This is a genomic window from Brevundimonas sp. AJA228-03, from assembly GCF_017795885.1.
Lineage (GTDB): Bacteria > Pseudomonadota > Alphaproteobacteria > Caulobacterales > Caulobacteraceae > Brevundimonas.
The window spans coordinates 152,626-168,278 of record NZ_CP059297.1 but is presented as its reverse complement, the minus strand read 5'-3'; the positions used below and the strand labels follow the sequence as shown (position 1 = coordinate 168,278).

The following is a 15,653-nucleotide window of genomic DNA, read 5'->3' as shown; positions in this document are numbered from 1 at the left end:
AGCCCTCTTGCGATCCGTTCTCAATGTCCATGCAGCCATCGCGGATACATGGACGAGTTCGCCGGCCACGTTTATAGCCAGCGTCGCCGCAGCAGGCTGTCGCCGCGCGCGCCGGGGACCTGTGCGCCCCGTCGTTTGCCGCGAGACGGCGCGACCGAATCTTCGGGCGGCTTTGACCAGAGGAAAACTCCCATGCCGTCAGTCGACAGCCTTTCCACCCGCCGGGACCTTACCGTCGGGCGCAAGAAATACGCCTATTACAGCCTTCCGGCCGCGCAGGAAGCGGGTCTATCCGGCATCGACCGCCTGCCGCGCTCGATGAAGGTCCTGCTCGAGAACCTGCTGCGCAACGAGGACGGGGTTTCCGTCACCGAGGCCGACCTCAAGGCCGTCGCCGCCTGGGTCGAGAACAAGGGCTCGGTCGAGCACGAGATCGCCTTCCGCCCGGCGCGCGTCCTGATGCAGGACTTCACCGGTGTGCCCGCGGTGGTCGATCTGGCCGCCATGCGCGACGCGATGGCGAAGCTCGGTGCCGATGCGGCCAAGATCAATCCGCTGGTGCCTGTCGACCTCGTGATCGACCACTCGGTCATGGTCGACAATTTCGGCACCCCTGCCGCCTTCGGCCAGAACGTCGAGCGCGAGTACGAGCGCAATATCGAACGCTACAAGTTCCTGCGCTGGGGCTCGTCGGCCTTCAACAACTTCCGCGTCGTGCCCCCCGGCACCGGCATCTGCCACCAGGTGAACCTCGAGAACCTGGCCCAGACCGTCTGGACCGCGCCGGAAGGCAAGGCGACCGTCGCCTATCCGGACACCGTGGTCGGCACCGATTCGCACACCACCATGATCAACGGCCTGGCCGTTCTGGGCTGGGGCGTCGGCGGCATCGAGGCCGAGGCGGCCATGCTGGGCCAGCCGATCCCGATGCTGATCCCCGAGGTCATCGGCTTCAGGCTGTGGGGCGCCATGCCGGAAGGCACGACGGCGACCGACCTGGTGCTGACCGTCACCCAGATGCTGCGCAAGAAGGGCGTCGTCGGCAAGTTCGTGGAGTTCTTCGGTCCGGCCCTGCCGAACATGACGATCGAGGATCAGGCCACCATCGCCAACATGGCCCCCGAATACGGCGCCACCTGCGGCTTCTTCCCCGTCTCGGCCGCGACGATCGGCTATCTGACGGCCACGGGCCGCGACAAGGCGCGCATCGCCCTGGTCGAGGCCTATGCCAAGGCCCAGGGGCTCTGGATCGACGAGACGAGCGAAGACCCCGTTTTCTCCGATGTTCTGGAACTGGACATCTCGACCGTCGTCCCCTCGCTGGCCGGACCCAAGCGTCCCCAGGACAAGGTGGAACTGACCGTCGCCGCGCCGTCGTTCGAAACGGCCCTCGGTGACGTCTTCAACCGCGCCACCGACGCCGCGCGCTTCCCGGTCGCGGGGCAGACGTTCGACATCGGCGACGGCGACGTCGTCATCGCCGCGATCACATCCTGCACCAACACCTCCAATCCGTCGGTGCTGATCGCCGCCGGTCTGGTGGCGCAGAAGGCCAACAAGCTGGGTCTGAAGACCAAACCCTGGGTCAAGACCTCGCTGGCGCCGGGCTCCCAGGTCGTCACCGACTATCTGACGGCCGCCGGCCTGCAGAAGGAACTGGATGCGCTCGGCTTCAACCTGGTCGGCTACGGCTGCACCACCTGCATCGGCAACTCCGGCCCGCTGGACCCGGCGATCAGCCAGACCATCAACGACCATGCGATCGTCGCCACCTCGGTCCTGTCGGGCAACCGCAATTTCGAAGGTCGCGTGAATCCCGACGTCCAGGCCAACTACCTGGCCTCGCCGCCCCTGGTCGTGGCCTATGCCCTGGCCGGATCGATGCGGATCGACATCACCACCCAGCCGATCGGCCAGGACAAGAAGGGCAAGGACGTCTTCCTGAAGGACGTCTGGCCGACGACCGCCGAAATCGCCGCCATCCAGAAGAAGGCCGTCACCTCGGCCATGTTCGCCAAACGCTATGCCGACGTCTTCAAGGGCGACGCGCACTGGCAGGGGATCGCCGTCGAGGGCGGCCAGACCTACGAATGGGACGCCGCTTCCACCTATGTCGCCAACCCGCCCTATTTCGAGGGCCTGTCCATGGAGCCCGCGCCGGTCACCGACATCGTCGAGGGTCGCGTTCTGGCCATCTTCGGCGACTCGATCACCACCGACCACATTTCCCCGGCCGGTTCGATCAAGAAGACCTCGCCTGCCGGCCAGTATCTGACCAGCCGGGGCGTCGAGGCCGAGGAGTTCAACTCCTACGGCGCGCGTCGCGGCCACCACGAGGTGATGATGCGCGGCACCTTCGCCAACATCCGCATCAGGAACCGCATCACGCCGGACATCGAGGGCGGGGTGACGAAGCATTTCCCGTCCGGGGATACGATGTCGATCTACGACGCCGCCATGCGGTATCAGTCGGAAGGTCGCCCGCTGGTCGTGTTCGCCGGCAAGGAGTATGGCACCGGCTCCTCGCGCGACTGGGCGGCCAAGGGCACGCGCCTGCTGGGCGTCCGCGCCGTCATCGCCGAGAGCTACGAGCGCATCCACCGCTCCAACCTGGTTGGAATGGGCGTGGTGCCGCTGCAGTTCAAGGCGGACGGCTGGTCCAAGCTGGGCCTGACCGGCGAGGAGATCGTCACCATCCGCGGCCTGTCCGACGTCAACGTCGGTCGCCTGCGGCCGCGCCAGGACCTGTGGGTCGAGCTGTTCCGCCCGTCGGACGGCAAGATGGCCCGCTTCCCGGTCCGCTGCCGCATCGATAATCAGACCGAGCTGGACTACTTCAGGGCCGGCGGCGTGATGCCGTATGTGCTGCGGAACCTCGCGGGCTGATCTCCCAGCAACCGGAACGAGGGTCGGCTGCGCAAGCGCCGGCCCTTTTTTCTTGTCCTCAGGCCAGTCGCATGGCCTCGGCCAACAACCGCGCCTCTGCGGCACGACTGGACCCCGAGCGCCAGGCCACGACGATCTCGCGTCGGGGTGCTTCGGCGGCGAAGTGACGGGTCACGACGCCCTTGTCGTCCGCCAGCCCGGCCCGCACCGCCATGGCGGGCAGGAAGGACACGCCAAGCCCCGACGACACCATCTGCACCAGGGTATGAAGCGAGGTCGCGGCGAAGACGTCCTCGCCCCTCGGAGCCTCCATATCGATCCCGGCCAGGGCCTGGTCGCGCAGGCAATGTCCGTCCTCCAGCAGAATGAGGTCCCCGGACTTCAGCGACCCCGGCTCGATGTCCCCGGGCCGGGCCAGCGGATGCCCGACCGGGGCGACGGCCAGAATTTCGTCGTCGCCGATCCGGGCGTGCTCGATGCCGGGCGCGTCATAGGGCAGGGCGATGACGGCGCAGTCCAGCTGCCCCGCCTTCAGCCCCGCGATCAGCCGGGGCGTCAGATCCTCGCGGATGAACAGGCGCAAGTCCGGATAGTCTGCCTTCAGGCCGGGCAGGGTGGCTGGCAGCAGGAAGGGCGCGACGGTCGGGATGATCCCCATGCGCAGCCGCCCCGACAAGGGTCGCCCGGCATTGCGCGCGGCCTCGACCAGGTCTTCGGTGCGGGCCAGAACGTCTTCCGCCCGCCGGCAGGCCTCGGCCCCGACCGCCGTCAGCTGGACGTTGCCCCGCGTGCGCTCGACGACGGGCGCGCCGAGAACCCTCTCCAGCTCCTGCACCCCGGACGACAGGGCGGGCTGGCTGACGTGCGCCGCCTCGGCGGCGCGACTGAACGATCCGTGCTCGGACAGGAGCTTCAGATACTGCAGCTGGCGCAGGGTGGGGAGCATAGGCGCGATCTCTCTGGGTCATAGATATTATCTATGATGCGTCCGGGTTCTATCCATTGACTTTGTGCAGCGCAACAACCATTTCGCACTTGCGGTCAGCCCTCCCCGGCGATCGCCTCATGACATTCGATCTCATCCGGAAGGGATACAACCATGCTCGGCGTCGGCGAACATCTGCCAGAATTCAAGGTCATCGGCGTAAAGCCCGGCTTCAACAGCCATGAAGAAAACGGCGTCTCGGCCTTCGAGCCGATCACCAACGCCTCGTTCGAGGGCAAGTGGAAGGTCATCTTCTTCTATCCGAAGGACTTCACCTTCGTGTGCCCGACGGAAATCGCCGAGTTCGCCTCGCTGGCGCGCGACTTCGAGGATCGCGACACCGTCGTCCTCGGCGGCTCGACCGACAACGAATTCGTCAAGCTGGCCTGGCGCCGCGACCACGCCGACCTGTCGAAACTGCCGATCTGGCAGTTTGCTGACAACGGCGGCAAGCTGGTGCGCGCCCTGGGCATTCTGGACGAGGCCGAGGGTGTCGCCCTGCGCGCCACCTTCGTGGTCGATCCGCACAATGTGATCCAGCACGTCTATGTCACCAACCTGAACGTGGGCCGCGCCCCCGCCGATACCCTGCGGGTCGTCGACGCCCTGCAGACCGACGAACTGTGCGCCTGCAACCGCCCCGTCGGCGGCGAGACGCTCGCGGCGTAAGAGCCAATCCTCCCCCGTTGGGGGAGGTGGCGCGGCGCGCTTTCGCGAGGTGACGGAGGGGGCTGACCTCAGACGCGCTGTCCGGGTTGGCCCCCTCCACCACTTCGTGGCCCCCCTCCCCCGATGGGGGAGGATTTCCGATTCAAGGATCCTTCATGTCCATCGATTCTCTGCGCGACCTGATGCCTGCCTATGCCAGGGACATCTCGCTGAACCTGTCGTCGCTGGCCTCCGAAACCGTGCTGAACGACCAGCAGAAGTGGGGCTGCTTCCTGGCCTCGGCCCATGCGGTGGGTGTCGCCCCGGTCGTCCGCGCCATCGAGGCCGCCGCCGCCGAAAAACTATCGCCCGAGGCCCTCAACGCGGCCAGGGCCGCCGCGGCCATCATGGGCATGAACAACATCTACTACCGCTCGCTGCACCTGATGAAGAACCAGGAGTACACGACGCTTCCGGCCCGGCTGCGGATGAACATCCTGGCCAATCCGGGTGTCGAGAAGATGGATTTCGAACTGTGGTCGACGGCCGTCAGCGCCATCAACGGCTGCGGGGCCTGCCTGGACGCCCATGAGGGCGAACTGCGCAAGCATGGCGTGCCGGCCCAACAGGTCCAGACGGCGCTCCGCATCGGCGCGGTCGTCCATGCCGCCAGCCGGATCGCGGCTTCGGAGACCGCGCTTCAGGGCTGAGGCGGCGCGCCGTATTCGATCTGATGGATCAGGCGGGCGAACGCCTGGTCCATCACGGCGTTCACATCATCGGCCATTACACCGAGGCCGGGACCCTCGACCACGAAGTCGATGCTGACCCGGCGACCGCTGTTTCCGGGGTCCGAGCCGAAGGTCAGTTCGGCCTTCGTCGTCTTGCCGTGCAGGGGACCGAGCGGGGCGTTCATGACGACCCTTTCGGCCGTGATGTCCGTCACGACGGCATGTTGGAACACCGTGCCATCCGCCAACCGCTCGCACCAGCAGCCGCCATCCTCGAACGTCAAGGACAGGTTGGCGCTCTGTCCGCTATAGGTGTGCGCCGGGTCCCACCACGCCGGCAGGTTCGAGACGGCGGTCACCACGCCCTCCGGTGTCGTCTCCACGTCGACGGCGAAGCGCAGGGTAAAGGCGTCGGCGGAGCGTGAGACCACCTCGGCGGAGGCTGGCGCGGCCAGGGCCATGGCAACCGAGGCCATAAGGGCGGTCATGCGGATCATCGGGCGTCCTCCCGGCCCCATCGGGCGATGAAGACGGCCGTGCGTCAAGTCAGGCGGCCTCGAAACTCAGCGGCGCGCCCCAGAACTGGCTGACCCGGTCCGATTGCGGCCCGGTCTTGCCGGTGGTCAGGAAGGTGCGACGCCCGGCGTCGCCCAGGGCGTATTCGGGGTGGCGGTCGAAATACCGCTCCAGGGCATCGGCGACCGCGCTGGGCTGGTGGATCAGCGTCGTGGTGTCGGGCAGGGCGGCGGCGAACAGGTCGGCCACGATCTCGTAGTGGGTGCACCCCAGGATGGCCGTATCGGGGTGGCGACCGATCCGGCGCCGCAGGGCGTCGACATGGTCGGCCACCACGACGCTCAGCTCCTCGGTCGGGGCCCCCAGTTCGATCAGCCCCGCCAGGCCAGGGCAGGGTTCGGAGAAAACGGCCAGGTCCTCGCGCCGCTTGTCGATCTCGATCTCATAGACGCGGCTGATGGCGGTGGCGGCGGTGCAGAAGACGCCCGTGATGTCGATGGCCTCGACCTTGTCCCCGAGACGTTCCGCCTCATAGGTCCAGGGCAGGCCGGTCGCCGCCTCGATCGTGGGTACGATGATGCCCAGCACATTGACCGGACGCCCGTGCCGTCTGGCGGCCTCGCCCACCCAGGTCTGCTGCAGACGACGCAGGGCGACGGCCGATGCCGTATTGCAGGCCAGGACGACGACGCTGGCCCCGGCCTCGAACAGGCGCTCGCAGCCGCTGCGGGTGATCTCGACGATCTCCTCGCCGCTTCTGGATCCGATCGGCGCATTGGCCTGATCCGCCAGATAGACGAGATCGCGCCCGGGAAAACGCCGGGTCAGTTCCCGGTGGACGGTCAGCCCGCCCACGCCGCTGTCGAATACGCCTATGGCCATGGGAGCGGCGTTTAAACCGCGCTTGCCTTGTCGTCCAACGCGATTACAGCCTGTTCAGGTGACGGTCGGGTGGCCAGAGCCTAGACTGGGGCCCACGCCGGCAACGATGAACAGGAAATCCGCATGCACAGACGCCAGGTTCTTATCGGGGGCGCCAGCCTGATGGCCCTTTCCGGATGCGCCACCTCAGGGTCGGGCGCGGGCGAAGCCAGCGCCATGACCCCCGCGCAGGAGGCCGGGATCGCCCGCGCCGTCCTGCCCGCCCAGTCTCCGCGCGCCGAACTGCTGCAGCCGTGGACGGGCCGCTATGACGGCACACCGCCGTGGGACAAGGTCACGCCCGCCAGGCTGCGCGAGGCGATCCTTGAGGGAATCGCGCTTCAGCGCGCCGACATCGCGGCGATCGCGAACAATTCCGATCCGGCCGGCTTCTACAATGTGATCGTTCCGCTGGAACTGGCGGGTGAACCTCTGGACCGGGCGACCAACCTCTATGGCGTGATGACTTCCAATATCGGCGGCGAGGCTTGGGATGCGCTCGACACCGAAATCTCGCCTGTGCTGTCGGCCGCCTATGACGAGATCACCTTCAACGACGCCCTGTTCCAGCGGATCAAGGCCGTCGCCGACAATCCGGAAGGTCTGAGCCCGCAGCAGCGCCGGCTCGCCGAACGCCGCCGCGATGCCTTCATCCGCTCGGGCGCCAATCTGGACGCGGCCGGCAAGGCCGAGCTGGGCCGGATCAATACCGCCCTGTCCGGGGCCTTCACCCGCTTCGGCCAGAAGGTCGTGGCCGACGAGAACGCATGGACGGTGATCCCGACCGCAGCCGGGGTCGCGGGTCTGCCCGAGTCCAACAAGGCCGCCGCCGCCTCGGCGGCCCGCGCCCGGAACATCGACGGCTGGATCATCATGAACACGCGGTCCAGCGTGGACCCGTTCCTGACCTTCGCCGACGACCGGGCCGCACGCGAGCAGGTCTGGAAGAGGTTCGTCAATCGCGGTGACAACGGCGACGCCAACGACACCAATGCGACGATCGCCGAGATCGTTCGCCTGCGCGACCAGCGGGCCAGGCTTCTGGGCTACCGCAACCACGCGGAATGGCGGATGCAGGACACCATGGCCAGGACCCCGGCCGCGGCCAAAGACCTGATGGACCGGGTCTGGGCCCCGGCCAGGGCGCGGGTGGCCGAAGAGGTCGCCGACATGCGCGCCATCGCGGGCTTCGACATCGAACCGTGGGACTATCTGTATTTCGCCGAGAAGGTGCGGAAGGCCAAATACGATCTCGATCAGAACGAGCTGAAGCCCTATTTCGAACTGAACGCCGTCCGCGCCGGATCCTTCTACATGGCCGAGTGCCTCTATGGCTTCACCTTCACCAGACTGCCCGCAGGGTCGGTACCGATCTTCGAGCCCGACGTCGTCACCTACGAGGTGCACGACAAGGCCTCGGGCCGTCTGATCGGCCTGTACTACACCGACGACTATGCCCGCGCGGGCAAGCGGTCAGGGGCCTGGATGACGACCTATCGGTCGTTCTCGCAGCTCACGGGATCGAAGGTCATCCTGGCCTCGAACAACAACAACTTCACCAGGCCCGAGCCGGGCGAACCGGTGCTGCTGTCGCTCGACGACGCAGAGACGATGTTCCACGAGTTCGGCCATGCCCTGCACTATCTGTCGTCGGTGGTGACCTATCCGTCCTATGGCGAGACGCCCCGCGACTTCGTCGAGTATCCGTCCCAGGTGCACGAGCACTGGGTGCTCAGCCGGCCGATCCTGGACGGCTATCTGAAGCACTACCAGACGGGTGCGGCCATGCCCCAGGCCCTGGTCGACAAGATCCAGTCAGCGGAGACCTTCAACCAGGGCTATGCCACCGTCAGCTATCTGTCTTCGGCCATCGTCGACATGGACCTGCATACCCAGGCGACGCCGCCGACCGACATCGATGCGTTCGAAAAGGCCTCACTGGCCCGGATCGGCATGCCGAAGGAGATCGTGATGCGGCACCGCCTGCCGCAGTTCAATCACCTGTTCACGTCGGATGCCTATTCGGCCGGCTACTACAGCTACCTGTGGTCCGAGACGATGGACGCCGACACCTGGGCCTATTTCGAGGACTCGGGCGATGTGTTCAATCCGGACATCGCCGGACGCTTCAAGTCGATCATGCTGGCGCCCGGCAACACGACCGACCGCGCCGACGCCTATCGCCGGTTCCGCGGCCGCGACGTCGACGTGACCGCCCTGCTGAAGGTGCGGGGCTTCCCGGTCAGCTGAAGCTTGATGGCGTGAGGCGGAACCGCGAGCCGGTTCCGGCTCGGCCGATCAGGGGAGTCAGAGGCAGGCGGGCGCGGTTCAGGCCGCGTCGGCTGCTTCGGTGGCGGCGGGTCGGGGACGCGCGTGCTCGACCAGGGCCGCCATCAGGGCCCTGGGATCGACCGGTTTTGCAACATGCCCCTGCATTCCGGCATCCCGGCATTGTCTGATCTGTTCGGGCAGGACGTTGGCGGTCAGGGCGACGATCGGCGTATCGTGCCCGGCAACGCCCGAGGCGCGGATGGCGCGGCTCGCGGTCGGGCCGTCCATGACGGGCATCTGCATGTCCATCAGGATGAGATCGTAGGGGCGGGCCGCCGCGGCCGCCACGGCCTCCTCACCGTTCTCGACCATGTCCAGCGAGACGTCGAAAGAAGACAGAAGCGCCTTGATCAGGGTGCGGTTCGCCGCATTGTCCTCGGCCAGGAGAATTCGGAGCGGACGATCAAGGTCGCCCTCATCCGCCTCGGTCGTGGCTGTCGTGTCGGCCGAGGCGAAGGGGAGGGCCGCTCGGAACCAGAAGGTCGAGCCCGTCTTCCCGTCGCTGCGCGCGCCGATTTCACCGCCCATGATGTCCATCAGGCGACGCGAGATCGCCAGGCCCAGACCCGTACCGCCGAACCGGCGCGACACGGACCCGTCCGCCTGGGTGAAGCGCTCGAACATCTGCTCGATCTGGTCCGGCGCCAGCCCCAGACCGGTGTCGGTTACCGAGGCCGACAGTACGGCCGTGCCCTCGTCGTCCGTCTCGATGGACAGGATCAGCCGGACGCTGCCCTTTTCCGTGAACTTCACGGCATTGCTCAGAAGGTTCAGCAGAACCTGCCGCAGCCGGGTGACATCGCCCACCAGTCGGGCGTCACCGGCCACACCGCCGCACAAGGTTTCGCACGTCAGGACCAGTCCCTTGGCCTCGGCCTGGTCGCGCAGCAGGGCTGTCGCGCCTTCCGCGAGGGCCGCCGCCGAGAACGGTTCCAGATCCAGCGTCAGCGCGCCGGCCTCCAGCTTGGAGAAATCCAGAATGTCGTTCACGACCGTCAGCAAGGTCTCGCCCGCAGTGCGGATCAGATCCAGATAGCCCCGATCACTTGCCGACAGATCGCCGCTCGCGCCAATCAGGCGTGAGAAACCCAGGATGCTGGTCAGGGGCGTGCGCAGTTCGTGGCTCATGTTCGCCAGGAATTCGCTCTTTGCCTGGGAGGCGGCCTCGGCCTCGGCCCGCGCCGCCCGCAGCGCCGCCTCGGTCTCCTTGCGCGACCCGATGTCGCGAACGACGTCGACGATCTCGGTCAGCTCTCCCGCGCCGTTCAGAACCAGGCGGGGGTTGGCCTCAAGCCAGACCAGACGGCCATCCTTGTGGCGGGCCTGGTATTCATAGCCTTCCGGGCTGATCAGTTCCTGACGCCGTATCCGGTCCTGCAGCATGGCACGGATGCGCACAAAATGGTCCCGGGGCACCAGGTCCGACGGGGCCATGCCGACCATTTCCGCCGGCGAGTAGCCCAGAAGGGAGCGGGATGCAGGCGAGGCATAGGTGATGCCGGACGTCAGTCCGGAGCGGACCACCATGTCCGACGTGTGCTCGGCCACGAAGCGGAAGGCGCGCTCGGCATCGAACAGCGCCGCGTCGTCGACCTGATCGGTGATGTCGGTGACCATGCCGACCACCCAGCGTCGACCGGCCTCGTCGGGCGGCTGGCGCTGGGCCCAGTTGACGATATGCCTGCATTCGCCGGTCGGCCGGATGACGCGATAGCGCATGCGGAACGGCTCGTCCGAGCTGAACATCTTGGGCCAGCTGCGGGCCACGATATTCGTGTCGTCGGGATGATAGAGGTGGAAGATTTCGTGGGGTTTGGGCACCCCGAGGGCGGGATCCAGACCGAAGATGTCGAACATCGACGGCGACCACCAGGTCGTGCTGGCGTCCAGCACCCGCCACCAGCCGACGCCCGACCGCTTCAGCGCCGTCAGGCCGATCGCGTTTGCCTCGATGTCCGGATCGTCGTGCATCAATGTCTACCGTGGCCCAGGCGTTCACCATAAAACATGAAGGCCTTCCAATGGATGAACGGCGGTCGATGGCGTTCGCGAGGTCATTCGTCGGCAGGCTTTTCTGGTCTGGCGACTCCCGCTAGGAACGGAGCATGAACATGCTCACCCTCGGACTGACGATCCTTTGTGTCCTGCTCGCCGCCGGAATGATCCGGGCTTGGCTGGGCTGGCAGACGGCGAAGGGCGCGCTGGCCATGGCGGTCGAGCGGGCGGAGCTGATCGAGAAGAGCCGCGAGACGATGGGCGATCTGCTGCGCGCCCAGGCGGCGCAGTCGGCCCAGACGATCGCGGACCAGATGGTGAACCGCGCCACCGAAACCTTCCAGGCCCAGGACCGGGTCGCCCGGGAACGGATGGAGGCGCAGCTCAAGCCGGTGGCCGAGACCCTGGCCAAATTCGAGACCCAGGTCGCCGCGCTGGAAAAGGCGCGGGCCGAGGAGACCGGCACCCTGAAGGAACAGCTGTCGGCCCTGATGATCGCCTCCAGCGCCACCCGCGACGAGGCGAAACGCCTGACCGAGGTCCTGCGCGGCAACACCGGCCGTCGCGGCCGGTGGGGCGAACAGACGTGCCGCAATGTGCTGGAAGCGGCGGGCATGGCGGGTCGCTTCGACTTCGACGAACAGTCGTCCAGCGCCAATGACGAGGGTCGCCAGATGCGGCCGGACTTCCTCGTGCGGCTGCCCGGCGGGGGCCTGTTCGTCATCGACGCCAAGGTTCCCCTGGCCTTTCCCGATGCGTCCGAGCCGGACGACGAGGCGCGCGACGCGGCCATGTCGGCGCGCAATGCGGCCAGCATCAAGAGCCATGTGCGCGATCTGGCGGCCAAGGCCTATCAGGACCAGTTCAAACCCAGCCCCGACTTCGTCGCCCTGTTCGTGCCGTCCGACGCCTTCCTGTCGGCGGCGCTCGACCGCGAGCCCGAGCTGATGACCGATGCGATGGCGCGCCGCGTCATCATCGTCACGCCCTCGACCCTGTTCGCCCTGTGCAAGGCCGTCGCCTATGGCTGGCGGGCCGAGGAACAGTCGAAGAACGCCGACGAGGTCGCGAAACTGGGCAAGGAACTCTACAAGCGGCTGTCGGTCATGGGCGGCCATGTCTTCGGCGTCGGCCGGGCGCTGGAACAGGCCGTCGGCAAATACAACCAGTTCGTCGGCTCGCTGGAGAGCCAGGTCATGGTGTCGGCCAAACGGTTCGAGGACCTGCAGGTCGACCACGAGGGCAAGGACCTTCCGGCCTTGACCGCAATCGACCACGCCCCGCGTCCCGTGACCCGGCCGGAGCTGGTGCACGACAAGACCGCACGGTCCTGAGTCGGCCCCAGGACAAGCTCGCTTGACATGCCCGCGTGCGTGTGTAAAACACCCTTGTCAAACGCAAGGGGCGAGACTCATGAACCGAACGGTCGCGAAGATCCTGATCTGGTCGGTGATCGGCTGCGTGGTCCTGTTCGGTGCGGCTTACGGCATCGGCTTCTATCTGGGCTCTCGCGACGCCGGTGCGCCCGGGGCGGCAGATGGGCCCGAGGTCCCCGCCTGGCTGTTCTTCATCGTGGTTTCCATCGTCATGGCCGGGTCGATCTGGGTCGGAGCCATCTGGATGCGTTCGATCGACGAGGCCGCACAGGAGGCACACAAATGGGCCTGGTACTGGGGAGGCAGCTGCGGCATGGCCGTCGGTGCCGTCTTCGCCCTGGCATCCATGTTGCCCCAGGCGGCTGATCTGGCCCTGCCTTCGCTCTGGGAGGGGCGCACCGATCCGGCCGCCTATTTCGCCGCCGGCGCCGCCCTGATGGTCCTGGTAATGACCGGCGGCTACACGATCGCCTGGGCCGTCTGGTGGTTGAGGCGCCGGTGACCCCATGAACAACCATCTGAAAGTGCTGCGCGCCGGGCGGAACTGGAGCCAGGCCGATCTGGCCGCGGCCCTGGGTGTCTCGCGCCAGACCGTCAATGCCCTGGAGACCGGTCGCTATGACCCCTCCCTGCCACTCGCCTTCAAGATCGCCCGGGTCTTCGAACAACCCATTGAATCCATCTTTTCGGACACAGGAGCCTCGACATGATGTCCCGTTCTGAAGCCACCCACCAGCCGATGATCGTCAGGATTCTCGGCATCCTCGCCCTGGGCGCCATCGGTGCCCTGACCGGGTTCGGTTTTGCCAGCATCGTCGAGGTCGAGCAGGGGGCGTCCTGGGCCGACAGCCTGGCGCTGGCCATGGCCGTCGCCCTGCTGGCCATCGCGGTCCTGAGCGCCCTGACCCTGATCCTGCGGCCGTCGACCATGCCCAGGGGCTGCGGCATCCTCCAGATCATCGTCTTCCTGCTGGCCGGTGTGATGTTCCTTGCGCCCATCTATGGGCCGACCTGGATGAATGCCGACGTCGTCTTCGGTGGTATCGTGGTGCTCCTGGTGGTCCAGAGCGTCGCCAATCTGATGCTGTGGCGCGCGGCCGACGAGATGCTGCGTCAGGTCATGGCCGAAACCAGCGCCATGGCCTTCTGGGCCCTGCAGACCGCCCTGTTCCTCTATGCCGCTGCCGAACGGCTGGGGCTGGTCGACACCATCAGCGGCTGGGGCCTGACCGGCATCCTGATGGCGGTCTACCTGATCGCCTCGATCGTCGCCGCTGCCCGTCGCGGCATCCACTGAGCCGCACACCCGCCTTCGTTGCCTTCCTCTGTCTCCACCCTGATCGAAAGGATCGGACCATGACGCTCGCCTCCCACATCAAGACCGCCCTCGGCCGGATCGCCCGCCTTGCGACCGGGACGGCCCTGGGCCTCGGCCTGACCGCCAGCCTGCTCGGATCGCCCGGCCAGGCCTTCGCGCACGCTGCGGCGCCCGCCACCCAGACCACCGTTGTTCCAGCCTCCGGACAGGGTCCGGCGCTGTGGGTGATCCGCGACGCGGATTCCACCCTCTATCTGTTCGGCTCGGTCCATGTCCTGCGACCGGAAACCCCGTGGGGCACGGCCAGGGTCGATGCGGCCTTCGACAGCGCCGATCGCGTCATTCTTGAAATCTCCAATCCCGACGACCAGACCGCGATCCAGCCTTTGATCCAGCAGTATGGCCTCTCGCCCGCCCGGCCCCTGTCCAGCCTGCTGACCCCTGCCGAGATCGCCCAACTGGATGCGGCGGCCGGGACCATCGGGGCGACGGCGGCCCAGCTCGACCCCCTGCGACCCTGGCTGGTCGGCCTCACCCTGTCGGTGGCCCCCCTGGTGAAGGCGGGCTACGATCCCCAGTCGGGTGTCGAGCTGATCCTGAAGGCGCGCGCCGAGGCTGCGGGCAAGCCCGTGTCCGGTCTGGAGACCATCGACAGACAGGTCTCCATCCTGGCCGGCCTGTCGGAGGAGACCCAGCTGGCCTTCCTGCGGGCCACGCTCGACGAAGTCGAGAATGCCACGGCCGAGCTGGACGCCCTGGTCGGGGCCTGGGCGACCGGCGACGTGGCCTCGATCGAGCGCCTGGGCGTCGACAAGATGCGGGACCAGTCCGAAGAAATCTATCAGGCCCTGCTGGTGCGGCGGAACACCGACTGGGCGGGGCAGATCCAGACCCTGCTCGAAGGGTCCGGCACGGTCTTCATCGCGGTCGGCAGCGCCCACCTGGCCGGCGACGACAGCGTCCAGTCCATCCTGGAACAGCGCGGCGTGGAAGTGACCCGCGAATAGGTCGCATCCGTCCAGCACACATCGACGAAGGCCCGGCCACCGCGCCGGGCCTTTTCGTGTCAGGAGAAAGCCGCGTGCTCAGCCAGCGAGGCACTGCACGTCCCGCGATCGCGATCGCGACCGTCTGGCACTGGCCTGAAATCTGACGGTTTTCGTATACACAAAAACCGTTTGACGCTGCCGGTTTTCGTCTATACAATAACTCATGGACATTGAGTTCGACGCCGCCAAGGACGCCGCCAACATCGCCAGACACGGCGTGTCGCTGGCTCTCGGCGCTTGTATGGACATGGACACCGCCGTCATCGATCGGGATGACCGCCGCGACTATGGCGAGGTCCGCTTCAATGCTCTGGGCCGGATCGAGGGTCGGGTCTACGCCATGACCTTCACCGTCCGCGACGCCATCCGGATCATCTCGCTCCGCAAGGCCAACCCCAGAGAGCAACGCCGCTTCGTCCGATAGGGGCGGGCGACCGATCACGGAGGATCACATGACCGACGACGACACGACCCCGGAATTCACCGACGCTGTGATGGCCCGCGCGCGCCCGGCGCGCGAGGTGCTGTCGCCCGAGGTGATGGAGGCGTTCCGGAACAAGGGTGGGCGGCCGAGGGCCGTCGCCGCCAAGGTGCCGGTGTCCCTGCGCCTGGACCCCGACGTCGTGGAGGCCTGGAAGGCGACCGGCACGGGCTGGCAGACCCGCATCAATGACGCCCTGCGACGGGCGATGCCGCGCGCGTCCTGACCGGCTGGCCGTGGGACCTGGAGCGGGCGGCGGGAATCGAACCCGCACGAAAAGCTTGGGAAGCTTTCAGGCTACCACTACATCACGCCCGCGGAAGCCCGGGCAAACTAGCGGAATACGTCCGGGGCTCAAGCCGAAACACGGACCGGGTGCCTGTCCCGTCTCGCCGGGCTGGCCCGGGTGCGGGCGG

At 67.0% G+C, this 15,653-nt stretch carries 15 protein-coding genes and 1 tRNA gene; 11 read left to right on the top strand and 5 right to left on the bottom strand.

Features of this window, described 5'->3' with window-relative positions:
* Positions 1 to 192 precede the first annotated feature (192 nt).
* The gene (gene acnA / locus HZ989_RS00860) at positions 193 to 2,886 is read left to right on the top strand and encodes an aconitate hydratase AcnA (protein WP_209321773.1); all 2,694 of its coding nucleotides are present in this window, start codon (positions 193 to 195) and stop codon (positions 2,884 to 2,886) included.
* 58 nt (positions 2,887 to 2,944) lie between these two features.
* Here acnA and HZ989_RS00855 read toward each other — a convergent pair whose 3' ends face one another.
* Entirely contained in the window at positions 2,945 to 3,832 is an 888-nt protein-coding gene (locus tag HZ989_RS00855) for a hydrogen peroxide-inducible genes activator (protein WP_209321772.1), read from the bottom strand.
* Positions 3,833 to 3,985: 153 nt separating this feature from the next.
* On the opposite strand from HZ989_RS00855, the gene HZ989_RS00850 reads away from it, so the two are divergent.
* The gene (locus tag HZ989_RS00850) at positions 3,986 to 4,540 is read left to right on the top strand and encodes a peroxiredoxin (RefSeq protein ID WP_209321771.1); all 555 of its coding nucleotides are present in this window, start codon (positions 3,986 to 3,988) and stop codon (positions 4,538 to 4,540) included.
* A gap of 155 nt (positions 4,541 to 4,695) precedes the next feature.
* Positions 4,696 to 5,229 carry a carboxymuconolactone decarboxylase family protein gene (locus HZ989_RS00845; protein WP_209321770.1) on the top strand — a complete coding sequence of 178 codons (534 nt, stop codon included), beginning with the start codon at positions 4,696 to 4,698 and terminating at the stop codon, positions 5,227 to 5,229.
* Here the strand turns inward: HZ989_RS00845 and HZ989_RS00840 are convergent.
* Both HZ989_RS00840 and HZ989_RS00835 read right to left on the bottom strand, forming a co-directional pair.
* Positions 5,220 to 5,747: a hypothetical protein gene (locus tag HZ989_RS00840; RefSeq protein ID WP_209321769.1), complete on the bottom strand. Its 528-nt coding sequence runs from the start codon at positions 5,745 to 5,747 to the stop codon at positions 5,220 to 5,222. The genes HZ989_RS00845 and HZ989_RS00840 overlap by 10 nt on opposite strands.
* Before the next feature lie 49 nt (positions 5,748 to 5,796).
* The gene (locus tag HZ989_RS00835; RefSeq protein WP_209321768.1) at positions 5,797 to 6,648 is read right to left on the bottom strand and encodes a glutamate racemase; all 852 of its coding nucleotides are present in this window, start codon (positions 6,646 to 6,648) and stop codon (positions 5,797 to 5,799) included.
* Between the two features lie 123 nt (positions 6,649 to 6,771).
* Here HZ989_RS00835 and HZ989_RS00830 point away from each other — a divergent pair, with 123 nt between their 5' ends.
* Positions 6,772 to 8,937: a M3 family metallopeptidase gene (locus tag HZ989_RS00830; protein ID WP_209321767.1), complete on the top strand. Its 2,166-nt coding sequence runs from the start codon at positions 6,772 to 6,774 to the stop codon at positions 8,935 to 8,937.
* Between the two features lie 78 nt (positions 8,938 to 9,015).
* On the opposite strand, the gene HZ989_RS00825 is transcribed toward HZ989_RS00830, so the two are convergent.
* Entirely contained in the window at positions 9,016 to 10,989 is a 1,974-nt protein-coding gene (locus HZ989_RS00825; RefSeq protein ID WP_209321766.1) for an ATP-binding protein, read from the bottom strand.
* Positions 10,990 to 11,123: 134 nt separating this feature from the next.
* On the opposite strand from HZ989_RS00825, the gene HZ989_RS00820 reads away from it, so the two are divergent.
* The 7 genes from HZ989_RS00820 to HZ989_RS00790 all read left to right on the top strand — a co-directional run bounded on the left by HZ989_RS00820 (position 11,124) and on the right by HZ989_RS00790 (position 15,463).
* Complete coding sequence (locus HZ989_RS00820) at positions 11,124 to 12,347, top strand: DNA recombination protein RmuC (protein ID WP_209321765.1); 1,224 nt, start codon at positions 11,124 to 11,126, stop codon at positions 12,345 to 12,347.
* 79 nt (positions 12,348 to 12,426) lie between these two features.
* Entirely contained in the window at positions 12,427 to 12,891 is a 465-nt protein-coding gene (locus HZ989_RS00815) for a hypothetical protein (RefSeq protein WP_209321764.1), read from the top strand.
* Between the two features lie 4 nt (positions 12,892 to 12,895).
* Positions 12,896 to 13,099 (top strand): helix-turn-helix transcriptional regulator, encoded by a 204-nt coding sequence (locus HZ989_RS00810; protein WP_209321763.1) that lies wholly within the window; start codon positions 12,896 to 12,898, stop codon positions 13,097 to 13,099.
* Complete coding sequence (locus HZ989_RS00805; protein WP_209321762.1) at positions 13,096 to 13,686, top strand: hypothetical protein; 591 nt, start codon at positions 13,096 to 13,098, stop codon at positions 13,684 to 13,686. Before HZ989_RS00810 ends, HZ989_RS00805 begins: the two co-directional genes overlap by 4 nt.
* A 59-nt stretch (positions 13,687 to 13,745) precedes the next feature.
* Positions 13,746 to 14,714 (top strand): TraB/GumN family protein, encoded by a 969-nt coding sequence (locus HZ989_RS00800; protein WP_209321761.1) that lies wholly within the window; start codon positions 13,746 to 13,748, stop codon positions 14,712 to 14,714.
* A gap of 205 nt (positions 14,715 to 14,919) precedes the next feature.
* A complete protein-coding gene (locus HZ989_RS00795) occupies positions 14,920 to 15,180 on the top strand; it encodes a BrnT family toxin (protein WP_209321760.1) in 261 nt (86 codons plus the stop codon).
* 28 nt (positions 15,181 to 15,208) lie between these two features.
* On the top strand, positions 15,209 to 15,463 hold the full coding sequence (locus HZ989_RS00790; RefSeq protein ID WP_209321759.1) for a BrnA antitoxin family protein: 255 nt from the start codon (positions 15,209 to 15,211) through the stop codon (positions 15,461 to 15,463).
* 18 nt (positions 15,464 to 15,481) lie between these two features.
* Here HZ989_RS00790 and HZ989_RS00785 read toward each other — a convergent pair.
* Positions 15,482 to 15,555: transfer RNA gene (locus HZ989_RS00785), tRNA-Gly, on the bottom strand.
* Positions 15,556 to 15,653 lie beyond the last annotated feature (98 nt).

Excerpts from the sequence above, each read along its gene's own strand:
- HZ989_RS00850 (WP_209321771.1), top strand. The coding sequence starts at position 3,986 with ATGCTCGGCGTCGGCGAACATCTGCCAGAATTCAAGGTCATCGGCGTA.
- HZ989_RS00800 (WP_209321761.1), top strand. The coding sequence starts at position 13,746 with ATGACGCTCGCCTCCCACATCAAGACCGCCCTCGGCCGGATCGCCCGC.
- HZ989_RS00820 (WP_209321765.1), top strand. The coding sequence starts at position 11,124 with ATGAACATGCTCACCCTCGGACTGACGATCCTTTGTGTCCTGCTCGCC.
- acnA (WP_209321773.1), top strand. The coding sequence starts at position 193 with ATGCCGTCAGTCGACAGCCTTTCCACCCGCCGGGACCTTACCGTCGGG.
- HZ989_RS00830 (WP_209321767.1), top strand. The coding sequence starts at position 6,772 with ATGCACAGACGCCAGGTTCTTATCGGGGGCGCCAGCCTGATGGCCCTT.
- HZ989_RS00855 (WP_209321772.1), bottom strand. The coding sequence starts at position 3,832 with ATGCTCCCCACCCTGCGCCAGCTGCAGTATCTGAAGCTCCTGTCCGAG.
- HZ989_RS00845 (WP_209321770.1), top strand. The coding sequence starts at position 4,696 with ATGTCCATCGATTCTCTGCGCGACCTGATGCCTGCCTATGCCAGGGAC.
- HZ989_RS00835 (WP_209321768.1), bottom strand. The coding sequence starts at position 6,648 with ATGGCCATAGGCGTATTCGACAGCGGCGTGGGCGGGCTGACCGTCCAC.
- HZ989_RS00810 (WP_209321763.1), top strand. The coding sequence starts at position 12,896 with ATGAACAACCATCTGAAAGTGCTGCGCGCCGGGCGGAACTGGAGCCAG.
- HZ989_RS00795 (WP_209321760.1), top strand. The coding sequence starts at position 14,920 with ATGGACATTGAGTTCGACGCCGCCAAGGACGCCGCCAACATCGCCAGA.
- HZ989_RS00840 (WP_209321769.1), bottom strand. The coding sequence starts at position 5,747 with ATGATCCGCATGACCGCCCTTATGGCCTCGGTTGCCATGGCCCTGGCC.
- HZ989_RS00790 (WP_209321759.1), top strand. The coding sequence starts at position 15,209 with ATGACCGACGACGACACGACCCCGGAATTCACCGACGCTGTGATGGCC.
- HZ989_RS00805 (WP_209321762.1), top strand. The coding sequence starts at position 13,096 with ATGATGTCCCGTTCTGAAGCCACCCACCAGCCGATGATCGTCAGGATT.
- HZ989_RS00825 (WP_209321766.1), bottom strand. The coding sequence starts at position 10,989 with ATGCACGACGATCCGGACATCGAGGCAAACGCGATCGGCCTGACGGCG.
- HZ989_RS00815 (WP_209321764.1), top strand. The coding sequence starts at position 12,427 with ATGAACCGAACGGTCGCGAAGATCCTGATCTGGTCGGTGATCGGCTGC.